This is a genomic window from Paenibacillus residui (assembly GCF_042677205.1).
GTDB lineage: Bacteria > Bacillota > Bacilli > Paenibacillales > NBRC-103111 > Paenibacillus_L > Paenibacillus_L residui.
In genome coordinates this window covers 21,452-45,220 of record NZ_JBHTIU010000013.1, presented here as the reverse complement: position 1 = coordinate 45,220, position 23,769 = coordinate 21,452, and the positions used below count along the sequence as shown (strand labels likewise).

20 protein-coding genes are annotated in these 23,769 nt (G+C 50.1%); 2 read left to right on the top strand and 18 right to left on the bottom strand.

All coding sequences use genetic code 11. From position 1 onward, the window contains the following. Window positions 1-394: 394 nt before the first annotated feature. From ACFQ03_RS05010 to ACFQ03_RS04975, 8 genes are all read right to left on the bottom strand, one after another. The gene (locus ACFQ03_RS05010; RefSeq protein ID WP_379286506.1) at window positions 395-931 is read right to left on the bottom strand and encodes a shikimate kinase; all 537 of its coding nucleotides are present in this window, start codon (window positions 929-931) and stop codon (window positions 395-397) included. A gap of 49 nt (window positions 932-980) precedes the next feature. After that, window positions 981-1,448 (bottom strand): GNAT family N-acetyltransferase, encoded by a 468-nt coding sequence (locus ACFQ03_RS05005; RefSeq protein WP_144939155.1) that lies wholly within the window; start codon window positions 1,446-1,448, stop codon window positions 981-983. A gap of 53 nt (window positions 1,449-1,501) precedes the next feature. Next, entirely contained in the window at window positions 1,502-2,077 is a 576-nt protein-coding gene (locus ACFQ03_RS05000) for a histidine phosphatase family protein (RefSeq protein WP_144939157.1), read from the bottom strand. A 285-nt stretch (window positions 2,078-2,362) separates the two neighbouring features. Next, window positions 2,363-3,976, bottom strand: a complete 1,614-nt coding sequence (locus ACFQ03_RS04995; RefSeq protein ID WP_379286503.1) for a DUF4127 family protein — start codon at window positions 3,974-3,976, stop codon at window positions 2,363-2,365. A gap of 86 nt (window positions 3,977-4,062) precedes the next feature. After that, window positions 4,063-4,755, bottom strand: a complete 693-nt coding sequence (locus ACFQ03_RS04990) for a hypothetical protein (protein ID WP_144939161.1) — start codon at window positions 4,753-4,755, stop codon at window positions 4,063-4,065. A 144-nt stretch (window positions 4,756-4,899) separates the two neighbouring features. After that, window positions 4,900-6,441 carry an ATP-binding protein gene (locus ACFQ03_RS04985; RefSeq protein WP_379286550.1) on the bottom strand — a complete coding sequence of 514 codons (1,542 nt, stop codon included), beginning with the start codon at window positions 6,439-6,441 and terminating at the stop codon, window positions 4,900-4,902. Window positions 6,442-6,449: 8 nt separating this feature from the next. Continuing rightward, window positions 6,450-7,472, bottom strand: a complete 1,023-nt coding sequence (locus ACFQ03_RS04980) for a hypothetical protein (protein WP_379286501.1) — start codon at window positions 7,470-7,472, stop codon at window positions 6,450-6,452. Between the two features lie 439 nt (window positions 7,473-7,911). Further along, complete coding sequence (locus tag ACFQ03_RS04975; protein ID WP_379286499.1) at window positions 7,912-8,736, bottom strand: M55 family metallopeptidase; 825 nt, start codon at window positions 8,734-8,736, stop codon at window positions 7,912-7,914. Window positions 8,737-9,000: 264 nt separating this feature from the next. Here ACFQ03_RS04975 and ACFQ03_RS04970 point away from each other — a divergent pair, with 264 nt between their 5' ends. Then, the gene (locus ACFQ03_RS04970) at window positions 9,001-10,116 is read left to right on the top strand and encodes an ATP-binding protein (protein ID WP_260982144.1); all 1,116 of its coding nucleotides are present in this window, start codon (window positions 9,001-9,003) and stop codon (window positions 10,114-10,116) included. A 256-nt stretch (window positions 10,117-10,372) separates the two neighbouring features. Here the strand turns inward: ACFQ03_RS04970 and ACFQ03_RS04965 are convergent, their stop codons facing one another. From ACFQ03_RS04965 to ACFQ03_RS04920, 10 genes are all read right to left on the bottom strand, one after another. Beyond that, window positions 10,373-11,869: a DHA2 family efflux MFS transporter permease subunit gene (locus tag ACFQ03_RS04965; RefSeq protein WP_379286496.1), complete on the bottom strand. Its 1,497-nt coding sequence runs from the start codon at window positions 11,867-11,869 to the stop codon at window positions 10,373-10,375. A gap of 214 nt (window positions 11,870-12,083) precedes the next feature. Next, window positions 12,084-13,448, bottom strand: a complete 1,365-nt coding sequence (locus ACFQ03_RS04960; RefSeq protein ID WP_379286494.1) for an extracellular solute-binding protein — start codon at window positions 13,446-13,448, stop codon at window positions 12,084-12,086. Between the two features lie 265 nt (window positions 13,449-13,713). Next, window positions 13,714-14,490, bottom strand: a complete 777-nt coding sequence (gene pdaA, locus ACFQ03_RS04955) for a delta-lactam-biosynthetic de-N-acetylase (protein ID WP_144939169.1) — start codon at window positions 14,488-14,490, stop codon at window positions 13,714-13,716. Between the two features lie 565 nt (window positions 14,491-15,055). Further along, window positions 15,056-18,229, bottom strand: coding sequence for a bifunctional cytochrome P450/NADPH--P450 reductase (locus ACFQ03_RS04950; RefSeq protein WP_379286491.1), 3,174 nt, complete (start codon window positions 18,227-18,229; stop codon window positions 15,056-15,058). Window positions 18,230-18,360: 131 nt separating this feature from the next. Next, window positions 18,361-18,930 carry a TetR/AcrR family transcriptional regulator gene (locus tag ACFQ03_RS04945; protein WP_379286489.1) on the bottom strand — a complete coding sequence of 190 codons (570 nt, stop codon included), beginning with the start codon at window positions 18,928-18,930 and terminating at the stop codon, window positions 18,361-18,363. A gap of 138 nt (window positions 18,931-19,068) precedes the next feature. After that, entirely contained in the window at window positions 19,069-19,680 is a 612-nt protein-coding gene (locus ACFQ03_RS04940) for a flavin reductase family protein (RefSeq protein WP_379286487.1), read from the bottom strand. Beyond that, window positions 19,677-20,285, bottom strand: coding sequence for an alpha/beta hydrolase (locus ACFQ03_RS04935; protein ID WP_144939175.1), 609 nt, complete (start codon window positions 20,283-20,285; stop codon window positions 19,677-19,679). The genes ACFQ03_RS04940 and ACFQ03_RS04935 overlap by 4 nt, the downstream gene beginning before the upstream one ends. Further along, the gene (locus tag ACFQ03_RS04930; RefSeq protein WP_379286485.1) at window positions 20,282-21,232 is read right to left on the bottom strand and encodes a ring-cleaving dioxygenase; all 951 of its coding nucleotides are present in this window, start codon (window positions 21,230-21,232) and stop codon (window positions 20,282-20,284) included. Before ACFQ03_RS04930 ends, ACFQ03_RS04935 begins: the two co-directional genes overlap by 4 nt. A gap of 132 nt (window positions 21,233-21,364) precedes the next feature. Beyond that, entirely contained in the window at window positions 21,365-21,763 is a 399-nt protein-coding gene (locus tag ACFQ03_RS04925) for a DoxX family protein (protein ID WP_379286483.1), read from the bottom strand. Window positions 21,764-21,885: 122 nt separating this feature from the next. Continuing rightward, on the bottom strand, window positions 21,886-22,335 hold the full coding sequence (locus tag ACFQ03_RS04920; protein ID WP_379286548.1) for a MarR family winged helix-turn-helix transcriptional regulator: 450 nt from the start codon (window positions 22,333-22,335) through the stop codon (window positions 21,886-21,888). 313 nt (window positions 22,336-22,648) lie between these two features. On the opposite strand from ACFQ03_RS04920, the gene ACFQ03_RS04915 reads away from it, so the two are divergent. Further along, window positions 22,649-23,530: a polysaccharide deacetylase family protein gene (locus tag ACFQ03_RS04915; protein WP_379286481.1), complete on the top strand. Its 882-nt coding sequence runs from the start codon at window positions 22,649-22,651 to the stop codon at window positions 23,528-23,530. Window positions 23,531-23,769 lie beyond the last annotated feature (239 nt).

The following is a 23,769-nucleotide window of genomic DNA, read 5'->3' as shown; positions in this document are numbered from 1 at the left end:
AAGGCTGCCTTCCTTTACTTCTCCCTTTTTGACTGCTATCCCCTATAGTCAGAAGTCTGCCCTGCGGGGTAACCAAACGTCCCTATTTTTGATCAACCCGTGTTTTTATACGGATATCTCTCAACGAACTTATGTAAACTGTCCTACACTCTGTAGTGGACTTATTCCGGACATGCCCATCTAAATAAATGTCATTCCATTATAAAAATGTTGACCGACTCAGAAGATAAGATCCGGTAATTATCTGTCTGAGCGAAGGGGATAACAGTCAGAAGCTTGAGAATAGCAAGATTAAGTGAGCGGTCCGGCTCAAAACGCGAGATTGATTCGATACGAATAAGCGGGTCAGGGGAACATTTGAAATCTTGGGATGAGATGAGGCAACCCATTTTTCTTAAATGCATTTGCTTTCTTTAGAAAATAAGCTAATGATTTGTGCTACCAAGTCTTCGATAGACTTATCATCGGCCTCGATCGTGTAATCGGCATATTTGCTGTATAATATTTTTCTTTCATTATATACATCAAACAATGTTGTCCCTTTATCCATAACTATCCCGCGGCTTTTTATATCTATATCGGCAAATCGTTTTTCTACGTTCGGATATGAAAGATTAATATATACTATAACTGCTATCTGCTTTAAAAAGTTCATAGCTTCATCGGAATAGACAGCGCTCCCACCCGTTGCTATACAACAATTTGTGCAATCAAGCGAGCAAATCACTTTGGATTCTTTAATAATAAATTGTTTACTTCCGACATCCTCAAGTAATTGCCACAATGGCTTACCGTATTTTTGTTGTATGGTAAGGTCTGTATCAATAAATGTCATATCCAGTTCTTTGGCAATCAAAGCTCCAATGGTGCTTTTCCCACAGGCTGTCATACCTATTAGAACGATATTCTTTCTATTATTAAATTCAAACATTAGAACCCTCTCTCCCCGAAATGCGTTAATAGTTTAGTGTAAAGGATGGTCACATGATCGGGGAAATGTCCTTTTCATAAAATATGATTTCCAGATCATTCCACAATTTTCGTCCTGTCACCTGATAACCGTTTCTTTCAAACAATTTTTGGGCCGGCTGCTGGCTGCTTGTCGTGTCCAATCTAAGCTTCCGATAGCCCTTTTCCTCGGCCGATTTTTCCAGTGCAGATAAAATCTGCTGCCCAAGCCCTTTTTTCTGAAATGGCTGATCGACCCGAATCCTCTTGATTTCTGCGACCGTTTCCGTCATTTTGCGAAAAGCCGCCATGCTTACCACTCGGTCATCTATCAGTCCCACAATAAAGTCCCCGTTGTTGTTTATGTAGATCTGCTCGATGTTTTCCAAATCTTGATCTATATCGGGCCCGTCCATCCTTGCATTGAATTGATCAAGTCCTGCCCAATGCAGCTTTTGGACAGCTTCCTGATCCTTGGGTTGATATGGTCTAATTTTCACCTAAATCCTCCTTGCCTCTTGCGATTAAAGCATCACGACTGGTTAATCCGATTTCATATCACTTCCCATACTCTCTCGACGCTTTCCAACCGGTTACCGGTGAAGGTCAGCTTATAGATGTCCGGCATCGAAATGCTTCTCCAAAAATCAAAGCCAAACTCTTTATTATAATAGTTCATTATGATTGTCATGATGTTTCCATGAGTACCGACCACAATATTTTGGCCGCGGTGATCATTAAGGAGCTCCTCGATGACCGGAATGGCTCGTTGTTGAGCTTCCCTCGTCGATTCTCCGCCTTCCAGGGCAAAATCCGGATCAGCGAATGATTTTTCAATCGCCTTCAACAAATCTTCCCACTCCGCCTCATATTCCAGCCCAATAATGGCTCTTTCTCTTAATTGGTCAAATTCGATAACGGGAAGCCCTTTTCTCTCGGCCAAATTTTGAACCGTCTGCACGGCTCTCCTATAATTGCTTGAAATAATATAATCAACTTCCACTTCTGCTAAAATGTCGGCTACTTTGCGTGCGGCGGCCAGACCTTCCTCAGACAACCCTCTCGTTTGCTCCTGTCCGAAAATATACGGGGCTTTCGCATGTCTTACCATATAGATTGTGGTTTTCATATAAACCCTCCCTGAAGGAAATTTCACGGATAAATGGCTTGCCAAAATGAAAAAAGCGCCTCAGAAGGACAAGGGATGACGCGGATACCCTACTAAAAATGCCCATCTAAGAGGTCGCTTTCTATGAAGTTTAAACGACGCCGCAAGCAAAATCAACGGAAAGATGGGATAATTTCGCTCTTTGCAGCAGCAGACTCTCCCGCTATGCAAAAAAACCGCCAATAGGCGGTTAAGTGTTCAATAAATTCAAATGTATTAAACGAAATTCAATCGGGGAGTTGCTTCTCACTTTACTAGCTCTACGTCTACACGGACATCCAGCTCGAACGTTCGGTTCCAGGGCAATTGCACAAGGACGAGTTCAGCGTCCCGGATAGCTGCCGGGATCTCCCCCACTCCACGATCTCCGGCACAAATCAGCGGCTTCGTTGCCTCAAACAGCTCCTTTATCCGTTGAATGATCCTGGCGTTTACCTGATCGTATTCTGTCTCCAGATCCCAAGGACTGACCGACAGATTCGCTTCGATCCATCGGTTTGCTTCCCCGCGTATTTGTGCCTGATAGCCCCATTCATCCATAAGCCGGGATACCAGGAACGAGTAATGCGCCTTCTCAGGCCTGCTCGCATTATCCCCCATCTCATTCGCCGGTAGAGTCGGCACTCCTCCTGGTCTCTGCAGCTCATACATCGTGCGGGCAATAGCGTGGGAAATACACGTACCAAGGCTGTTGCCCGCCGTATTCCAGCCGGCATAGCCGGACAGCCGGGTGAAGAGGCGCTCATCGAGCAAGTAACGGACCAGCTCAATGTCAGAAGCGTTGGGCAGAGCCACATCCGCAATCGCCACTCGCCGCCCTTGCTCTAAGTGGTATCGGGCATTCTCCGCCAGATCGGTGATCAGATGTCGCGGATTGAATAAAGCATTCACCGGCTCCGTCTCGCTCCCACCATTGTGAATATTATTAAATGGGGAGTTCACCGCTAATATCAAATCCGCCTCCAGCGGCGAATCTACGATTACCGCGCCCGCTGCCAGCAGATGCGCCTTGACCGTTTCTTCCAGAGGACGATCTTCGAATTCCGGAATGACCTGCTTGCCCGCCTCGGATGTAAATCTCGGAAACACTTTCGCCTTGCGTCTGTTTAACCTCTGCACCATACGGGCGAGCAAGGTTTGGGTTCCTTCGTCCGCGCCGGGATATATCATCGTCTTGGCCTGAACATGTCGGTCGTAGATGTAACGCTGCAGTTCCCACTGCTCCTTAATGTGAACGCCTACAGGGCTGGCATCCTCCTGTGTGATGCTTAAATAATCGATGATGCCTTCTGCCGTCCAATCAATCAGCAGCTTGTGGATGCACATATTTCGTTCTCGCGCCTGGAAGAAATCCAGCAAAATTTCATTCGGAATCTGAGCCTTGACATGCAATATCTCTTGCTCAAGACCCGGCTCCTTTAACCGCAAATGCCGGTCGGACAGCTCCGAATACCGCTGCACAAGGTGTTTATATTTTACGTATTCGGCATTCCTTCCTGTTATTGTAATACGCATGAGTACACTCGAGACAAATAGAGGCTTGCTTGGGTACTTTGCCTTAACGGCACGTAATGCCTCCAGCGTTTCCCGGGCCTGCTCCAAAGCCCGTTCGTTAGTGCGCGAAGCAATCAGGCCGCCGAAGGCGAGCTGGTCGGCAGCTACAACCAAACCATCGACCGAATCTGCCGCCTCGAGCAGCCAACCATGAATGCTCTCACAGTGTCCGGGGGTCATGAACTTTCCAAGCATTTCGATTGGTGGCATATGCAGATCCACGTCGGCGATCTCTGCAATTTTTCGCGGGAACCACTGACAGCACGGCCGGCTATCCAGCGGAACAAGCGCAATACGATGTCTCATAACTCCACGCTCCGATCCTGCGTTCATTACTTGGCTTGCGATGCCATTTATTCGGAACCTCCGTCTCTCTTATACCAACCGTCCAATTATTCAGTCAAGCGGTCCAATTCGCTCCGGAATCTTCTCGTCGCTTCATAGATCGAACTCGCATCGGTTCCGGTCACAATCGCTCCAATCATGATTCCCCTCACCCCGGTAAGTTGAAGGGCCTCCAGCTCCTCGACCTGAAGGTTCCGTTGACTTGGAACGATAACCGGCTTCCCTGAATTTTCCACAAGCCAGCGGTAATTCAGCAAATCGTCGATGGATAAAGGATCGCCATATTCCTGAGGTGGAATAATAGAGGCCTCCAGCATCTCGATCGGCAGGGACCGTAATGCGGTGACAGTGCTTTCTCTATAATCGGCGCCTACTGCCAGCATCTTGTCAATCCTCTTGTCGCTAAGCATCCAACCAGGCGCATGCCGGGAATACAAGGAAATAAAATCGACTCCGAAGGAAACCAGCCGGTCCACTTCTTCCTTCGTTACTTTCTGAGGCGAGTCCCCTGCCACAGCCCCGATCGATCCGGCGAACATCCCGCGCATGTTCGATAACAAATCCGTATATTCCGTTGTCGGACCAAACGACGTTCCGCTGGCACGATGCTCAATGTTGAAGTGAATCTTGATAGCATCCGCTCCACCTTCCGCTGCCGCTTGGAACAATTCCAAGGAATTTGCGGGGAGACTGACGATCAACGCTGTCTTTTGTTGCAGCAACTGAACAAGCTGATTCATTGAAACCTCCGATATATTATCGACTGAGAGCGCTCCCAGTCGGGATTGACCACATTGTATCAGCACACTGCGAATAACGTCAATCCTTTTTTGCTAAAAGGACACAATCCCCCACCGGACCACGGGAATTGCCGTCCTACCAGCTTATTTCTTCGTATGAACAATAAAGAATACCTTAGTTCCAACGCCTGGCATGCTTTCTATTTGAAGTCCCTTGCCAAAGTACCGTTTTAGTCTTCGATCCGTATTAATCAAACCGACTCCCGACTTGCTGTCCGGTTTTCTGTCCAGTATTTGCTGCAATCGGGCTTCATCCATCCCGACACCATCGTCCTCCACCGATATTTCTGCATAAGTATCGAAGTGAGAAATCCGAATAACAATATTTCCTCCACGGGAACGCTTCATGATGCCGTGTTTTATTGCATTTTCGACCAGGGGCTGGATAGTTAGCAGCGGGATTTTCAAATCCTTGCATTCTCCGATCTCCCAAGCGACGCGCAGCCTGTCATCATATCTCACCTGTTCAATATAGAGATAGGATCGGACGATATTCAGCTCATCTTCTACCGGGGCAAGCTCATCCTTGTATTGAAACTGAAATTTATTTCGCAAAAAATTGCCCAGCTCATCAATCAGATCGCGCATTTTCCCCAGATCGATTTCACTTAGAGCCGTTACAGCGTTCAATGTATTGAATAAGAAATGGGGCTGAATTTGCGCCTGAAGCCATGCTGCCTCCATTCGCAGCCGGTCCCGCACCGACTTTCTTACCTCGGTTAACGCATGTACCCTGGACCTTAATTCCAACGCATCTGCCGGCTTCGTCACGTAGTCGTTGGCACCGGACAGAAAGCCGTTTGCGATATCTTCGGGCCGGTTCCTGGCCGTAAGGAGCAGAATGGGAAGCTCCGTGACCGGATAACGCTCGCGGATGCTGCGCGCCAGCTCATACCCGGACATATTAGGCATCATGACGTCGGAAATGACTAAATCCCATTCCTTGGTATCCAGCATACTGAGCGCTTCCGAACCGCTCGTTACCGCCGTAATATCGAATCCTTCCGATGAAAGAATATTATAGATCACGTTCAGGTTAACCGGATCGTCGTCTACGACTAATATTCGGGATGGATCAGACTGATTTTCCTGCCCTGGTTGCAGCGAGGAGATCGAGCCGGCCTCGGAAGCAGCGGCCAATACCGTTCTAGCGTCATCAATCGATTTAAGGACTCCCGTCTTCGATTCTTCTTGTGCTGCGGCGGAGTCGGAAATCTGCAAGCTGAAGACGAATTTCGAGCCTTGTCCGGGTGCAGAACTAACCTTTAGCGTTCCTCCGTGCAATTCTACCAGCTGTTTGCAAATGCTAAGCCCGAGGCCAAAGCCTCCCTCAACCATCGTCTTTCCGGGGTCGCCCTGCTCATAAGGCTCAAAGATATATCGCAGCGTGTCCTCATCCATCCCGATACCCGTATCCGTAATCGCAATATGCGCCCTTCCGTCTTTTACTACTCCCCGAATCGCAATTTCACCTTCGTTAGTAAATTTGACCGCATTGTGAAGCAGATTGTATACGATTTGGATGACCCGGTTTTCATCCGCATACACATGCGGAAATTGTTCCGGAATACGATTGACCAGGCGCACCCGCTTCCCTTCTGTCATGAAATGAAGCATGTCCAACACTCCCGTTGCTATCGTTCGCATGGAAAAGCTTCGGAGCTGCAGCCGGGCATAAGAACGACCAGCAATGCGGCAATCGCGCACAGGACCGTATATCCAGGTACGATGATTCGCATAATGACAGGAAGCTGCGGCTTCACATATAGCATCAAAGCAACGGTAAGACCGATAAGGGCCAGCGCTACAAATTTAAAGCTCCAATCGTAACTCATCGGGAACCAGTACTGCAATAATTTGTCTTCGCTTCCCGATAAAATCGTCAGTACCGCGCTAATAAGGGTCTGGGAAAAATATAGCGGTTGCTTATCCTTGGAACTCAGAATGTACAATATAATCCCGAAAGCAGCCTGTACAAGAAATACGACGGCAAAGATTAGCTGCATGTTGATCGATAGCTGCGTCTCGCGTGCCATTGCCGCTTCCGTACCGAACTTGATCGAGCGGATGATCCCGCTGCCACGGGAATCCTTATAATTTGCCGCTTGTATAACAATGTCGATCACTTCACTGCCATTCGTGGAGAAGGAGGCGGAATAAGGAACATTCCTCGCCACATACTCCTTCTCCTCCGCGGCGGGCACCCCGGATTGGGCCAGCAGCCGCCCATTGACATACAAGGCCGACGAGCTTCTAACGCTTGGAATACGGATGGTATAGGTGTATTCATCTTCCGGATTTACGAGAATTTGCAGACGATACGAGCCATAGCCATAGGGAGTGCTCCCTTCCGGCTGCATGGAATCATTCCATTTTCCCGGTACCGAAAGTATATGGGGTTCGACTCCAAGGGGTACCCCCGGTTGATCCGCCAACATTGCATGAGGATAAAATTCCCACTCTCCGTCCAGCTTAATCGTCTGGCCTTCCTCGGCATCCCAGCCGCGCAAGTCGAGCCGGCCGTTCACGGCATGCGGCTGATCCGCATGATAAAACATCGCTATCCAGAATAAACGCGCACCAATAAGGATAGCCAGAAATAGGATTACGATGACAATGGTTTTCCATGCTTGGACTCTGTTTCGGCTAATAGGCAAATGACTCGATCTCCTAAGCTCAACCTTTAAACCGGAATGGGAAGAACCCAATAAATGGATGCTCTCCGTGTTTAAAAATTTACCTAATATTTAACTATAAATCATTATAAACAAGTGTTTAATTTATGTAAAACATTGACGGTTCCTTCAACGATTTCCCTTAACGATTAACGAATTCCTCTAACGCCAAAGGAAAAAAGCTCATGCCCACAGTCTCGGCATGAGTTTACGTATATTGGGAGACGGGTGCTTTTCTCCGAAAGCTGCGGATGATCCGTTACCTCTACTTTATTTTAAGCAATAAGACCTCTTATCTTTATCCCCGCTAAGTAATCGGAAATTGAAAAAGCAATGCCTCCCTCCAAACTACAGCAGCCTTCATTGGCAAAAATAGCGACCGACACATGATATGACGTTTCATTCAAAACGTGCCGGACCTTTAACAAAATTGTGTTTTCATCGCCAGCTCCGTCATGACGATCATCCCCTTGTAGGCTTCCAAAATATCCTTGGCGCGATAAGAGACGATCGTTGTCCCTTCCTCGATGTGAGTTCCCGGGAGCAGATTTGCCCATTCCGCCTGGCCGTAGTTCGCAAATTCGATCCGGAGCAGCGGATTGTCGGGTGGGGTGAGCGGCTTCACCTTCTCCAGATTTTGCAGGGCCTGCGCCGTTTTCTCGCGAAGAAGCCGGCCGCTTTTGTGAGGGGTAAGACAGACCGCTGACGTGCGTGAAACCTGCTCCTTAACGATGGCCGTTGTGATTCCCGGAATAAGAGCCTCCGCTTCTTTGGCTATTTCATCATCCCCTGCAACCATGACGACAGGCACTCCGTAATAACCGGCCAAATAGGCGTTAAATCCGAATTCACCGATCACCATATCATTTATGTACATATGACGAACGCCGAAAATCATCGTATGGCTTAAAACCCCTTTCATGGACGCACGTGCATGATAGCCAAGGAACACCGCAGCATCGAAGCTGGCATCCAGCCCTTGCATCATCGAAAATGGTTTGACATTTCCGGAAATCAGCTTGGCCTCCGGGTGAAGCTTCTCGATCAGCAGGTTATTCATCTTGGAATGACTGTCGTTAACTATGACTTCCCGGCATCCGGCTTGAAATGCCGCATCGATTACGTGATTCGCTTCATCGGTCATCAGCTGCTGGCCTCGGGTATAATGCTGCATGCTGGAATTGACGAACGTCGGATCCACCAGCCCCGTAATGCCTTCCATATCTACGGTCATAAACAATTTCATTGCTATCCTCCTCCGATTTTTCAAAATTCTTCCCCATATTTGAAGGTTCCCCTTCCAAATGATTTCTAGGTTTTTCCGGAATCCCCTTCTTTCTCAAAAAAATAATCCAGGCCATCCCCTGGAGTGACTTTTACACCGTTCAACGCAAATATCCATTTACAACCATGTCAATTTAAGTTAAAATATACGTAAACACGTAATTACGTAATTTTAAATCAGCGAATCGATAGCGTGTTTAAATCAGCTCTCAAGGAGTGGGGATGCATGGATCGAAATTATGGCGCTGAGTTGGATGATTTGAAAGCAAGGATGGCAGAGATCGAGAGGCTGGTTCGGCGAATGGCCGGGCTGGAAGAACAGCCTGTTTTCGAGGGAGGGAATGACCGTGCGGAGAAGCCAGAGCTTCTGCAGGAAGACGGCATCGAATCCTGCTCAATTTACTTCTCGGGTTCTTACCGGAGCGGTGACCGAACGATACGGTGTGAACCGCAGCAAAGGCAGGCGGACGAACTGCTCGGCGTTAACAGGGCGAAGGCGGCCAAGGTGCTTTCCGCCCTTGGGCACAAGCAGCGGCTGGAGCTGCTCCTGGAGGTATGGAACGAGCCTCTAACCGGGGCGGAACTGGTGGAACGGCTGAACATGGGGACGACCGGGCAGCTTTACCACCATTTGAAGGCATTGACCGGGGCTGATTTACTGATGCAGGAAGAACGGGGCGGGCGCTATACGATTCCGGTCCACCGGCGCTTTCCTGTTCTGTTCCTGTTATCGGCCGTCGCGGATTTAATCGATACCAGCGATTATATCGCCATGACGGAAGCTCGCAATGAAGCCCACAGCTATTTAGGCGCTCCCGCGAAGGAAGGCTATGATCCCCACCAGCTTCTGTGGGCGGTTGTCAGCAATACGATTCAGGAGCATCAAGCCGGCTTCTGCAGCGAGATGGGAATCTACCTGCATGACGATGGCAGTGTCACCGTGGCGGATAACGGCCGGGGCATCTCGACCAAGCTGCTGCCGCAAACCGGCCAGCCTGCCGTGCAATCCGTCATGACGAATCTCGACCTGTTCAGCGATCCCAAGCTGTCGTTCTTCGCTCCCGGCGCGGAGAAAGGGATCAGCATCGCGGTGGTCAATGCTTTGTCCCGCTGGCTGAGTGTGGAAATCCGCCGAGACGGAGGAATTTATCGGCAGGATTACCGGCACGGCATTCCGCAATCCGGGCTGATGACCGTTGGCGAGACGAACGAGACCGGAACGAGCGTTACATTCAGCCCCGAGAGGGAGCTGTTTGCAGGCCGCTTTGACAGAGCGGAGATCGAGGCGCGAGTTCACGAACTGCATGAAGCCTACCCCGGGCTTCGAATCCGTGTGGAATAAGCAAGAAGGGCGACCGGCCCGATAGTCGCTCTCGGATGGGTGTAATGAATACTGGGCATAGCGATCCTCGACGAAACGGGGCTGTCCCAAAAGCTTTCGCATAAAACGGGAAACATCCCAAAAATGAAGCAAAAAGGACCTCAAATCCCACTATAAGTGGAAACGGGGTCCTTTTTTAGCAGCCAAATTTAAACCCTGGCGGGGCTGATAAATCATAGATCGACTGATGAGACAACCCCGTGCTATCGTTTGTCTCTTAATGGGCGTTGATTCGCTGCCCTTCCGCTTCCCCCTGCGGGGAAGATGAGCGTCTAAGGAATAAGACCGCCAGAAGAAGAGCGACTATGACAAGCCCCAATGCGAAGAGAAAGGCCTGTTTCATTCCTGCTGCCGTGGCCAATGCTTCCCATTGCTCCTTGGACACGGTGCGCTCTGCCCCCGCCTTGAAACGGTCCGAGCCGTTCGACATGACGGTGACAAGCAGCGCCATTCCCATAGCACCCCCTACTTGCTGAATCGTTCCGGAAATCGCGGTTCCATGGGGGTACAGCGATGGAGACAAAGCGTTCAGCCCATTGGTCATGAGCGGCATCATCAGCATCGATATCCCCAGCATCATCAAGGTATTCATCCCTGTAATGACGAGATAGGAAGTCGACAATGTCATGGAGACGAGCCCGACCAGAGCGACAACCATCAGAATCAGGCCGGTCAAAGCCAATCCCCTCGCTCCGAACCGATCGAACATTCTGCCGGTAACCGGAGACATGATTCCCATGACCATCCCGCCCGGCAGCATGACCAAACCGGCTTCAAGCGGGGAGTAACCCAGCGCGGTCTGAAGAAAGATCGGCACCAGCATCATCGTGGCGAACATCGCCATCATAACAATAAGCATGATAATTGCGGAAAGTGAGAACATGCCGGATTGAAAAGCCCGGAGATCGAGCATCGGCTGCCTCATCCTCAGCTGACGGCGGATAAACGCTATAAGCGCTATTCCGCCGATTGCCACGGGAAGGAGCACATCCGCATCAGACCAGCCCCCGTGTCCTTCCCCGGCGCGGCTGAACCCATATACGATGCCGCCGAACCCGACGGCAGACAGCAGCATCGAAACAAGATCCGCCTTCTGACGGCTGGAATCCAGCACATTCGTCAAGCGCATATATGCGAACAGGATCACGAATGCCGCAATGGGCAAGACTCCATAGAATAGTAACCTCCAGCTATAATGGGCGACAATCAGGCCGGATAGTGTCGGACCGATCGCAGGGGCGAAGGTGATGACGATCCCGATCGTCCCCATAGCGGCTCCCCGGCGATCCATAGGAACCATGGCCAGTACGACGTTAGTCAATAGCGGAAATAATAGAGCCGTTCCACTGGCTTGAACGAGCCTTCCTACCAGCAGCCATGCAAAACCCGGAGCCAAAGCGGCAACAAGCGTACCGGCGGCAAACAGGACCATAGCGGTCAAAAACAGCTTTCTTGTCGTAAATCTCTGAATCAAGAAGGCGGTGGCCGGGATCATGACGGCAATGACTAACAAATAACCGGTCGACAGCCACTGCGCCGTATTGGGCGAAATCCCCAGGTCATTCATAATGGGGGTCAGGGCTACATTGAGCAAGGTTTCATTCAGAATCGCGACGAACACTCCCAGCACCATGACCCATATAATCAGACGGTTGCTTTTAGTTCCGAAGGCAGACTTTCGTTGGTCATTCATTTCGGACATAACTGAATTCATTTCTCCTCTCCTAACCGGAGGATATCCCTCCGGCTTCTTAAGAACTTCCCTATTTTAGCATGCGGCCGTAGTTCAGATTTCTTATCGATTGCTATTTGACGCTCCCCTTTTCGAGCCCTTGAAAGGATTGCAGAAAAAGAAAAAACTGACATTCGACATGTCAGTTTTTTAAGCTCCTATTCTTTTATCCGATCAAGTTCGGCCGGGAACCGATTTATTTGCGCCCCTTCACCTCATCCACGATGACGGAGTACTCCTCCGCTATTTTCCTGATAAATTGTACCGCATCTTGATCCGATGTCAGAAATTCCGCGGACTTCGTCGCGATAAAATCGCTGAAGCTTTCATCGTACGGCGAATACGGCGCCAGTTTGGCCAAAGTTTGAGAGAATGGTGCCGTCACATTATATTCTTCCTTAACATGCATGGATGTAAATTCACGGATCGCTTCCTCGCTTTTGATAACCGGCGGGCTTCCTGCCTGCGATAACGCGATTTGCCCCTGCTCTGAAGCCAGGTAGGAGATTACAGACCATGCCGCATCCTTGTTCTTGCTGTGCTTGGTAATGTTAAACGGCAGGGCTCCCCAAGTCGGTGCGATGTTCGGCTTATCGGCCCAGGTAGGAACGGCGGCCATGTCGAAATTAAAGCCTTCCACACGAGTTAACAGCTCCAGCCAGGGCGAGTTATTGACCCACATGGCAATATTCTGCTTACCGTCGCTAAAGCCGTCCGGATTATTCTTGGTATCAGGGTTCACTATACCGGGAATACTCCTGTAGCGGTCCAGCAGTTCAAAAAATTTCTTCGTTCTGGGATCATCCGCAAAAACAATTTCACCGGTTTGAGGGTCGGTGCCCGGTACGCCAAGCTGCATAAAAGGCGTGCTGTTCGGAGCGAGAACGAGCCCCCTGTATTGAACCCCTTCACGGTTGACCGTTAAACGCGATGCGATCTCCAGCACTTCGTCCCAGGTCATGTCATCCTCGGGATAAGGCTCTCCGAACAAATCGAAAATATCTTTATTGTAAAACAGCGCCCTTACGCTGTTTTCGACCGGCAGACCATACAGATGTCCTTGTCCGAGAGGATCCAGCGAGCGCAGATTGTCAACGATTCCTTCTTGAAAAATACTTAAGTCGAAATTGGTCTTTTCGATATATTCATCGATCGGCATCAGGAAATCCAGATTTTCAACCAGCTCTTTGCTTGGATTGCCGACGTTAATATCCGGCATTTCTCCTTTGGCTATTAATTCCTGTATAAACTCGGAGCCAACCGGGTTCCCGCTGATCAGCTCCAATTTAATGTTGGGGAATTGCGCCTCGATCTGCTCTTTATACCGGGAATTAAACGTTATTTCGTCTATCCATATTAACATCTTCAGCGTGACGGGATCTCCATGATAAGCCCAGGGCTCTTCCGCAGATTCTCCATTGGATTCTGCGCCCCCTTCTTCACTTGTCTGGTCGGGTTGTTCCCCCGGCTCAGCCACATCTGTGGAACAGGCTGTCATCCATGAAGCAATAAGTATGAGAATAGCAAATAAGAACAGTGACTTTTTTAAATGCATCTGCATTTATATTAAACCTCCCTTATGAGCTTATTAATTTATGCGCTTACAAATTAATCTGCGCTTGAAACAACCCTATCCCCCCCTTTAATAAAACTGATCGGTCATGATGCTTGAGACGTAGTTTTTCCTAAATATACTAAAAACGGCGTGAATATGGTGTGAAAAATAGCGAGATCATACGTTCCCAAGCGAGGTTCGGTACGACTTCAAAAAAAGAAAACTGCGCAGACAAACCTGCGCAGCTATCCTTTCTATGCATACTCCCGGCCTAATAATTTTTGACGGTCAGCTGATGAAGACTCTTGAATTCATAGCCCTGCTGCCGGGCCTCATCTATGATCCGGCCCAATGCGGCTGCATTGTCGCTGGAGATGGAATGCAGCAGGATGACCGCTCCGGGGTGAAGCTGGGACATCACTTTCTCGTAAGCATAGCCTCCGCCCCGCTGGTCGTTAACATCCCAATCTTTGTACGCGACTGACCAGAACACATTGGTATATCCCAATTCTTTACTGACCCCAAGCATCCGGTCGCTAAAGATTCCCCGGGGCGGACGTAGAAAGCTCATTTCTTTCTGCTCTGTCAGCTCGGCTACTTTCTCCTTCACCTTATCCAATTCGGTCTGGATCTGCTCCTTGGAAATCCGGGTCATATCGGGATGGCTCCAGGAATGGTTGCCAACGACGTGGCCTTCGCTAACCATTCTCTTAACCAAATCCGGCTGATCCTTGACGAAATGACCGGTGACAAAAAAGGCGGCGGGAACCTGCTTCTCCTTTAATATGTCCAAAATCTTGGGCGTAAAGCCATTCTCATATCCATTATCGAAGGTGAGATAAAGCTCTTTCTGTGTCGTATCCCCCAAGAAGATGGCGCCGTGCTTCTGAACAATGTCCTTAAACCCTTCCTGATCGATGGAGGGCAGCTGCCCGTTCTTGCTTTTTTTGAAGCCAAAGTGATGGGCTCCTCCGGGTGACGCCGCCTCTGTCTGCAAGGGAAAGATCATCAGCGTTATTAGAAAGAAAAGTACCGCAATTCGTTTCATTCGTTAAATCACTCCAGTAAAGGTTATTTGAACGTTGGTTTCAGCCCTTATTTTTGTCCGCTTTACCAATATTCATGTACTGGATAGATGTTTAAATGAAAGAGGTGCGTGAGAACCCTATAAAGTACGTATGCCTTCGAAGTTTTCCGTACGAGGCTAGCGGTCAATTTTCCACTTACAATCACTCTTCTCTTTCATTGTTGTCCATTGGAGCAATTGGCGTTGGAGAAAGCCACACGTCGCATCCGGGTCGGTATCGACTCCGTCAAAGACGAGCAAAAGTGCACTAAAATCCCGCCTTTTTCCATAAAGAAGGCAAAAGACGCTCAAATGTGCAGGTTTTTTGGACAATATAGGCCCATTTCGCAAAAATCGCTCCAAAGACCTGCATTTTCGCTTTAGAATAAGGCACCTCGAGGCTTTTTTCCAAAAAGACCTGTAGTTTCGCTTTAGAACAAGGCACCGCGCGGCTTTTTCCCAAAAGACCTACATTATCACTTTAGAATAAGCCACCGCGCGGCTTTTTCCCAAAAGACCTGCAGTTTTACACTATCCTGCAGACTATTTAGATTCCAGCCCAGACATCCTTGGCAAGACGACCTTCCTTCTCCAAGCCCTCCAGCCACTTACGGGCCTCCTCCTCACTGACTTGATGAACATCCCGGTAGGCTTCCTGTATAGCGAGCTCGACCTCAGGAGCCATTCGGCTCCCGTCTCCGCATATATAGAGCCTTCCACCTTGGTCAAGCAAACGGATGATTTCCCGCGAATTCTTCAACATCAGATGCTGGACATAAGTCTTTTCGGCTCCTTCTATTCGAGAAAATGCCGTATGCACGCGCACGATTCCTTCCTGCTCGAACCGTTCCATTTCCTCCCGGTAGATCTGGTCTTTTTCGTTGCGGCAGCCGAAATATAAATGAGCCTCACCCAGCTTGGCGCCTTCCTGCTTCAAAGCGCTGCGGGCTTGCAGAAAACCTCTGAATGGTGCAATCCCGGTTCCCGGACCGACCATAATGACAGGCGTTTCCGGATTTTCCGGCAGTTGAAAACCGGAATCCGGCGAGCTGACGAACAGAACGATGGGCTCCCCGGGCTGACGTGCGGCCAAATAATTCGAGGCCACCCCGCGATATTCGCCGCGCCCGCTCTTGGCCGGTCCGCGTACAACGCCGACGGTAATGCTTGCCTTGTCCGGCTGCATCTTGGGAGAGCTGGAGATGGAATAATACCGCGGTTTAAGCGAGGGCAGCAGCTCGACAAACCGCTCGAACGGCAGCTCGCAGGCCGGATACTGCTCCAACAAATCAAGCATCGTTAAACGTTTGTCCAACACTTCTTCTTTATAGGCTTCCTCCTGCAGGAGGGCCTCCAGCTCCTTCTTATGAGGCGGGCAGACGGTAAATGCCGCAAGCTCACGAAGCTGGGCACGCGTTGCCGCTTCCTGCAGCTCCACACTGTGGCTGAGCAAATCATACACCCGAATCGGACGGTCGAGCGGAAGATGAACGACGCTGCGTCCGCTCGCGCTAATAATAAGATGGTCGCTGGCATTCAGCCCGAACCGCCGAAGCACACGCTCTACCAGCTCAGGCGCGTTCTCAGGGATAACCCCGAGGTGATCCCCTTCCTGGTAAGAGACGCCTTCCGGCAGGGAAATCTCGATATGGCGCGTGCTCCGTTCGCTGTCTTCACTTTGCAGCTCGCGATTTTCCGTTATCGAAGCAAGGAGCGCATCGTAGCTGTCGGCGATCGGGGTTCCTACAAGACCGCTGACGAACCGCATGGTCAGCGTGCTTCGTTCCTGCTGCGGAACGTTGATGTTTTCCAGTCCGAGAGCACTGAGCACTTCCGGCCAGATCTTCCCGCTCCATTCCTCGACCTGCTTCTCGAAATCGCCGCTCGCATCCGCTTCCCCGCGGACAGCCAACCGTGTCGCTCCCTTGGCCGCGAGCTGCTCGTCAATAATCCGGGGAACCTGCTGGTACGTGCTGGCCCAGTTATGGTCTCCGCAGCCGAACACCGCATAGCGTACACCCTCCAGCTCGCCGGGCCCCACTCCTTCAATCCATTGCACAAATTCACGGGCATTGCTTGGCGGCTTCCCATTATAAGATGCCGAGACGATAAAGACCGCCCCCTCTTTGGGCAGCTTGCCTACGCGATCACTCAATGGAGCCACCTCGCTGCGGAAGCCCCAATAACGGGCCGTATCCGCGAGCTCTCGTGCAATGCCCTCCGCCGTGCCCATATTCGATCCGTAAAGCACAAGCAGCGGCGTGTTATGGGCTTCCACCGCAGGCTTTACCTCCTGCTCGCCCTTGTTCCCCGCCGGTGCCGTTGTCTCCGCCGTGGAGAAAGTATAGGAAACCTGCCCGCCCCGGGGGCGAACCCGCAACGTGAAGCCTTCCGGCTTTAACGTCAATGTTTCCTTCACTTTCAACTGATAGTTCGTATGGTCTATAATCTCGAAGTGCTTAAGCACCATTCCCAGTACCAATGTCGCTTCTTGCAGGGCAAACTGCTGCCCGATGCATGCCCGCTGGCCATTCCCGAACGGCTTATAGGCGTCGTAAGGAATTTGGCTCGGATCGGCGAACCGTTCCGGGCGAAACTCTTCGACATCCTCTCCCCATACGGAGGTGTCCCGATGAAGCTTAGGGATCAGCACGTTAACGCTGTCACCTTTTTTCATTGGATATTTCCCGGCCAGCATCGTATCTTCCTTGGCGTACAAGGCGAAAGCAGGAGCGGTTGGCCACAGCCGGAGCGATTCATTCAGAATCATCCGGATATATTTGAGTTCACGAACCTGAGCATAGCTCGGCACCGGATCGGTTAGAACGCGATCGACTTCCTCATAAGCCTTCTGCAGCTTATCCGGGTTCTTCAGGAGGAAATAAAGAGCAAAGGACAATAGCCCGCTTGTCGTCTCATGCCCGGCAATGAGAAACGTTATGATTTGGTATCGGATGTTCTCATCGTCCAAAGGCTGCCCCGTTTCCGGATCCTTGCCGCTCAGCATATGTGCAAGCAGATCTTCCCCACCTTGATAGCCTTGGGTTTTGCGCTCGGAAATGATTTTATCGACCAGGGAGAACATCGCTTGAATATCATGCTTGTACTGCCGTTTGGTAATTACCATCAGCTTATCCTGAATATCCAGGCGCTGCAGCTGACTCATGGCTTCGCCCAGTGCCCTGGTCATACTTGTAATGAAAGGATGCGGCTGTTCCCGATAGAAGCTGTTGAAACGGTAATTGAACCCACACAGACCGATCGTATCCAGCGTCAATCGGGTCATATCCTCCGGCACATCAACACTCTCATCCGGATTCAGGCGCGCCCATTTCTGAATAAGCTGGAGCGCAATATCGACCATCATGCCGTGATAACCGCGCATGGCCGTTTGACTGAAGCTGGGCAGCAGAATATTGTGCGCCTTATGCCAATTAGGCTCATCCGTTTCACTTGTGAACAATCCGTCCCCGGTGAAGGCGCGGACTTTCTGCAAAGGTGCCCATACTTTCTTATCGAAGCGGGACTCATCGCAAGCATCGGCTACCAACTCATGGCTGGATATAAATAAATCCGACCGCCCGGGCAAATCCATTCTGAAGATAGGCCCATACTGATCCGCCAGCTTGACCAAGGATTGGACCGGACTACCGAGATCCAATAAAGGAAGATTGCCAAGCGGTCCGAACGTTTTGGGTTGTGGAATCATCGTTGTTGTCATATGCATTCTCCTCCTGATAAAGGTTAGTATGGAACTGGTATCCTGGGGGTATACAGCCCTCACAAAAGTGTTAACTTTTACGCAGGGACGGAATGAATATTCATTCCGTTTCGGGCAAAAAGCTTCGCTATTCAATGAACACGAATAGCGTTCCAACAGCATTCTTCAATCTGCGCCAACAAACCGGGCGTTTCTTCCAGTGCTCCGGTCTTCATCATATTAAAAAGCTGGACCATCGCTCCATATACCATAGCGATCAGTGCATTCGACGGCAGCGGGCAAATCATCCCCTGTTCTTTGCCTTCATCTATAACACCGCGAATTAAATCCAGAAATTGTTCAAACATCTCTCTGCTGCTCTCATTCAGGAACGGGGCATCCGAATGGGAAGCGATGAAAGTTAAAGCTTGACCATGAGCGCCTGCATATTCGCTAATACGGAAGAAAATATGCTTAAAGCGTTCGCGGATCGGCGCCGCAGCCGGAGGCACGTTTGTCATCAAGGTATTGGTAAGCTGCTGGATGCATTCTTGAAACAACGAGTTGACGAGGACTTCCTTGTTCGCAAAATAGCGATAGATGGTGCCGGCTCCCACCTGTGCCTGATCCGCAATCGTAGGCACCGTAGTCCCGTCGTAGCCCCGTTCGGCAAATAGCTCTAATGCAGCCTCCAAAATATCCATTCTTTTGTTTTTTGACATTTGACAGCCTCCCAACTCGCGGAATGAATATTCATTCCTTTCAAAAATAATTTATATGATCCCTGTAAAAATGTCAAGAAGGTCGAACGGCCATAAGGGCCGGATCTATTGATCCGGCCCCGAATAGAGCTATCTCTGTTATTGCGGCCGTTCGATGGAAAACAACTCGCCTAACGTGGAATAATCATTCCCCGCCATTCGGCTAACCGGCCTTAACCCTATGGGGTTGATATAACCATTGTTATAAATATTATCTGATAAATGAAAGCGAACGACTCGAACAATCAGCAAATCGCAAGCAGGAGTTCCGGCCAGGCCCCCAAGCGGAATCGCTTGTTCCAGCGAGCATTCCATTCGGATTTTCGCTTCTTTCACACCCGGTACGGATACAATGTCGCTGTCTACCGGCGTTAAACCGGCCAGGGCCACTTCACTTTCATCCGGGGGCAAGCTTGCCGCCGTTTGATTAACGGCTTCAACATTGGTCTCGTCCACGATGTGCAGGACAAGCTCCCCCCTGTCGATGGCATTCCTCGCCGTATCCTTCATGGCTCCCTTGCTGCGTTGAACTGCTATGGAAAGCATCGGCGGTTGGCTCGAGACGATGTTGAAGAAGCTGAACGGCGCCGCGTTAAGCACCCCATCCCGGGTCATCGTCGTTACGAAAGCAATCGGTCTGGGGATAACACTGCCGATAAGCAGCTTGTAAATCTCCCTCTCATTCCGGCTCTCCGGGTCAATAGCAATCATAACGATTGCTCCTTGAACCAGGCGGCCGCCGCCTCCACCTCGGTCGCCGTAAGCTGATGGCCATAGCGCTCCCAATGAACACTTACTTTCGCACCGGCTTCGCCTAACAATTGCTGCAATTCTTCCGTTTCGGCTGCCGGGCAAATCGGATCGTTGAGGCCGGCGCCAATGAAAACGGGGATTCCCGATAAAACAGGAAGCTTAATCCCTCGCCGCGGAACCATCGGATGATGCAGGATGGCCGCTTGCAGCGCATCCTGATAATGAAACAGCAGACTTCCCGCTATATTAGCACCATTCGAATAACCGACGGCTACTAACCGGCCAGGGTCCACAGAATACTGAGCAGAAGCCTGCTGCAAAAACTGATAAACCTCGCCTGTCCGGAAAATCAGATCCTCCTCATCGAACACCCCTTCCGACAGCCGTCTAAAAAAACGAGGCATTCCGTTCTCCAAAACGTTACCGCGTAAGCTCAACACGGACGATTCCGGAGAAATCATCCTCGCCAGCGGGAGCAAATCGCGTTCGTTACCTCCCGTTCCATGAAACAGTACGAGCGTCGGCGCTTCAGGGTTTGAGCCCTGTTCAAAAAGATGTCTCATTCTTGCTTCCCCTCCATCGCTCTGATTTCAATAGGAGGTAAATTCGCTTCAATTTCAGACCGGTACGGCTCATACCATTCCGGCAGCATTAATTTTTCTCCCAGTGCCGAAGGAGCTTCATCGCGCGCAAAACCCGGGGGATCCGTTGCGATTTCAAAAAGTATTCCGCCTTGTTCACGGAAATAGATCGCATTAAAGTACTGCCGGTCGATAAGCGGAGTCGGTTGATAGCCTTGCTCTTCCGCCAGCACGCGCCAATCCACATGCTCCGCGAAATCTTTGGCACGCCATGCGATATGATGTACCGTCCCGGCTCCCCCCGCCCCCATCGCAATGTCGGAATGCGGAACATCGATGATGTTGCCGAGCTGTCCTGACGCCCGGTACCGGGTATTCCCCACATCCTCGCCTATTTTTTTCATGCCGAGGGTTTGTTCCAGTGTCTTTCTCGTTGCGGCCGCATCCGTGCTAAACAGAATGGCTCCGCCAAAGCCTTTGATGGCCTTCTCCGCCGGAATGCCTCCGAACCACCATTCGCTGTTCGGACCTTCCTCCCGTTCGACGAGCTCCAGCCGCAGGCCTTCATTGTCCGAGAATTGAACGTATTCCTCGCCGAAACGGGTTTGCTTCACCGTGGAGATTCCGAAGCTTTTCAAGCGGTTTTCCCAAAATTCCAGCGTTCCCGGCGGGACGACATAAGTGGTAACTCCTACTTGCCCCCCTCCAACCCGACCTCTGCGCGAGTTCGGCCATGGAAAGAAGGTCATGATCGTTCCGGGACTGCCCGCCTGGTCCCCGAAGTAAAGATGATATACCTCGGGGGCGTCGAAGTTGATTGTTTTTTTGACAAGCCGCAGACCCAATACCCCTGCGTAAAAATCGACATTCGCCTGCGGATCTCTGGCAAAAGCAGTTATGTGGTGTATTCCAGCCGTTTGTAACGACATAATTCTCTCTCCTTTTTGTTTGATTTTCTTGAAGTAGGGAGGGGAAGAACGGGTTCCCGCTGCTGCTGTTTGGAATATATTTTCCCCTTACCCCATTCTTAAACACCGAACCAAATTCCGGGACTTGCCGGCTTATTGAAGCAGAAAATCCAAGGAATAAGTGCCTGCGCCGATCATTGCTACGCCAATGAGCACTACCAGCAGCACAAGCGGATATTCGATACCGTCGGCGGTCGACCACAGCCCGTTGCGAGCGTGCACTTTAACAATAGCCCCCAGCATGGTCAACACCAGAAGCGCAGCCGCCAATGGAGTGAGAAAACCTAGGGCGAATAACGCTCCGCCGACCAGTTCCATCAATCCGGCCAATACCGCCATTAACACGCCGGGCTTGATTCCGACCGATTCCATCCAGCCGCCGGTTCCCTTAGGTCCATAACCACCGAACCAGCCAAAAAGCTTCTGCGCCCCGTGTCCGATAAACAATAAACCAATAACCAAACGAATAATCAAAAGTCCTAATGCTGTCATATAAATGACCTCCTAAATTTAATTTGAAATTAATAATCTTGAATTAAAGATATTATGCAAAAAAATATGGCTCCAATCGTTATAACTTCTTCACCGCCGTAAGCTTATAGACTATAGACCCGCTATCCGGCCTCGGCTCCTTTACCCAGCTTCTTCAGCAGTTCTGTAATCTCTCTTTTTTCATCCATGCTTAGAGCATCCGTCATGGACACAACCACCTCAACATGCTTTTCGAAAATATCGGAAAACCATTCCTTGCCTCGCCGGGTCATTTCCGCATAAATGACTCTCCGATCCTTGTCGCAGGGAATTCGCTGCAAGAGTCCTTTGCTTTCAAGCTTGTCGATATTGTAGGTTATACTCCCGCTTGTAACTAGAATCTTCTCGCCAATTTGCTGCAGAGGAATTCTTCCCTTGATATACAATACTTCCAAAATCATAAATTCCGTAGGCGTCAGACCATACTTCTTCATGTCCTGAACCGCCCGCTCCATAATGGTTTTGTAAGCCTTAGACAATACAATGAACAGCTTCAAAGAAACCGAAGTATGCGGATCGAAAGATTGCGGCATCATGCTCCCTCCTTTCATTTATCTCGGATTCGATTATCTTGAATTAAAGATAATTGATTTTAATATAATTGTCAAGGGTTCTCTTTCTGGTTTTTTTTGGAAAACGATAATCGCTTAAAAAATGGCTTTTCTTGGGACAAAGTTTGTCAACAGCCCTGTGGCTGATCTTTATATACGAATGATTAGTGATAACTTAATTGGACGATTGCTATCCTCTTAAGTGCAGCATAGACGGCTTCATCATATCATTGCAGGGATGTGGAAAAGCCGGCGGGCATAGACTTATAAGAATGAGATCAAGGAGAGGTGACCCATGCGATTCCCCTTTTATTATGTTCCCGCGTGTCCTTGCTGCGGCACATCCGGTTCTCAAGTCCCGGCGCCCCATGGGCTATGTCGCGGTTATTCCCCCTCTGCTCCTGCTTTACCGTACTATCCTTATATTGTCCGTCATCCTATGGTTCCCCTACATGGAGGGTATCGAATTCCGGAGGAACATGCCGGAGGACCGGAGAGCGCGCAAGAACGGCCTCCTCAGCCGCAGTTAATAGACTGGTCCGCCCTTTATCCGAATGAAGTCATCCTGCACGGTCCGGCGGTGAAGAAGATCGCCCTCACCTATGACGATGGGCCGGATGAAACATGGACGCCGCAGGTTCTCGATGTGCTGCGGGATCATAAGGTGAAAGCGGCCTTCTTCTGTGTCGGATGGCGGATTCAGAAATATCCGGATTCTCTGAAACGCATCGTAAGAGAAGGGCATGTCGTCGGGAATCATTCGTGGAATCATCCGGATCTGAGCAAGCTGCCGGTTAACGAGGTGAGGAATGAAATCCTCCGGACCGAGAGCGAAATCAACCGTTTGACCGGAAGGAAAACGGCGCTGCTCCGTCCTCCCTACGGTGCGTTAAGCGATCCGTTGATTAAAACGGCCATGGCCCTGAAATACAAAATAATTCTGTGGAATGTTGACAGTCTTGACTGGTCGGGATTAACGGCGGAGCAGGTCGCCACCAATATTCTTTCGCATGCGCGGCCCGGCGCTATTATCCTGCAGCATAGTGCCATCGGTACAGGAGGAAATCTTCAGAACACCGTCAATGCTCTCCCCTACACTATTGAAACGTTGAGAAAACAAGGGTATTCCTTCGCCTCTCTGCCGGAACTGCTCGGCATCCCTGCTTATAAGGAATAACCCATGGAAGGAGTACTCCCGATTCCCCGGCTTCCCGGACATCCGTTCCTTGGAGATAAGAGTCTCGCAAATACAACCGCATTTCTAAATTGCGCGATGTGATTCCCCTTCAATCAACCCTATCAGATCAATCAATCTTCGCTTCGGGCTTTGGACTGTTATCCCCTCTGCTCAGAATCCAGATACATGGGGTGATCTTTTACCGGTATGTCGTGTTCGTTATCTCATTTATTGGACGA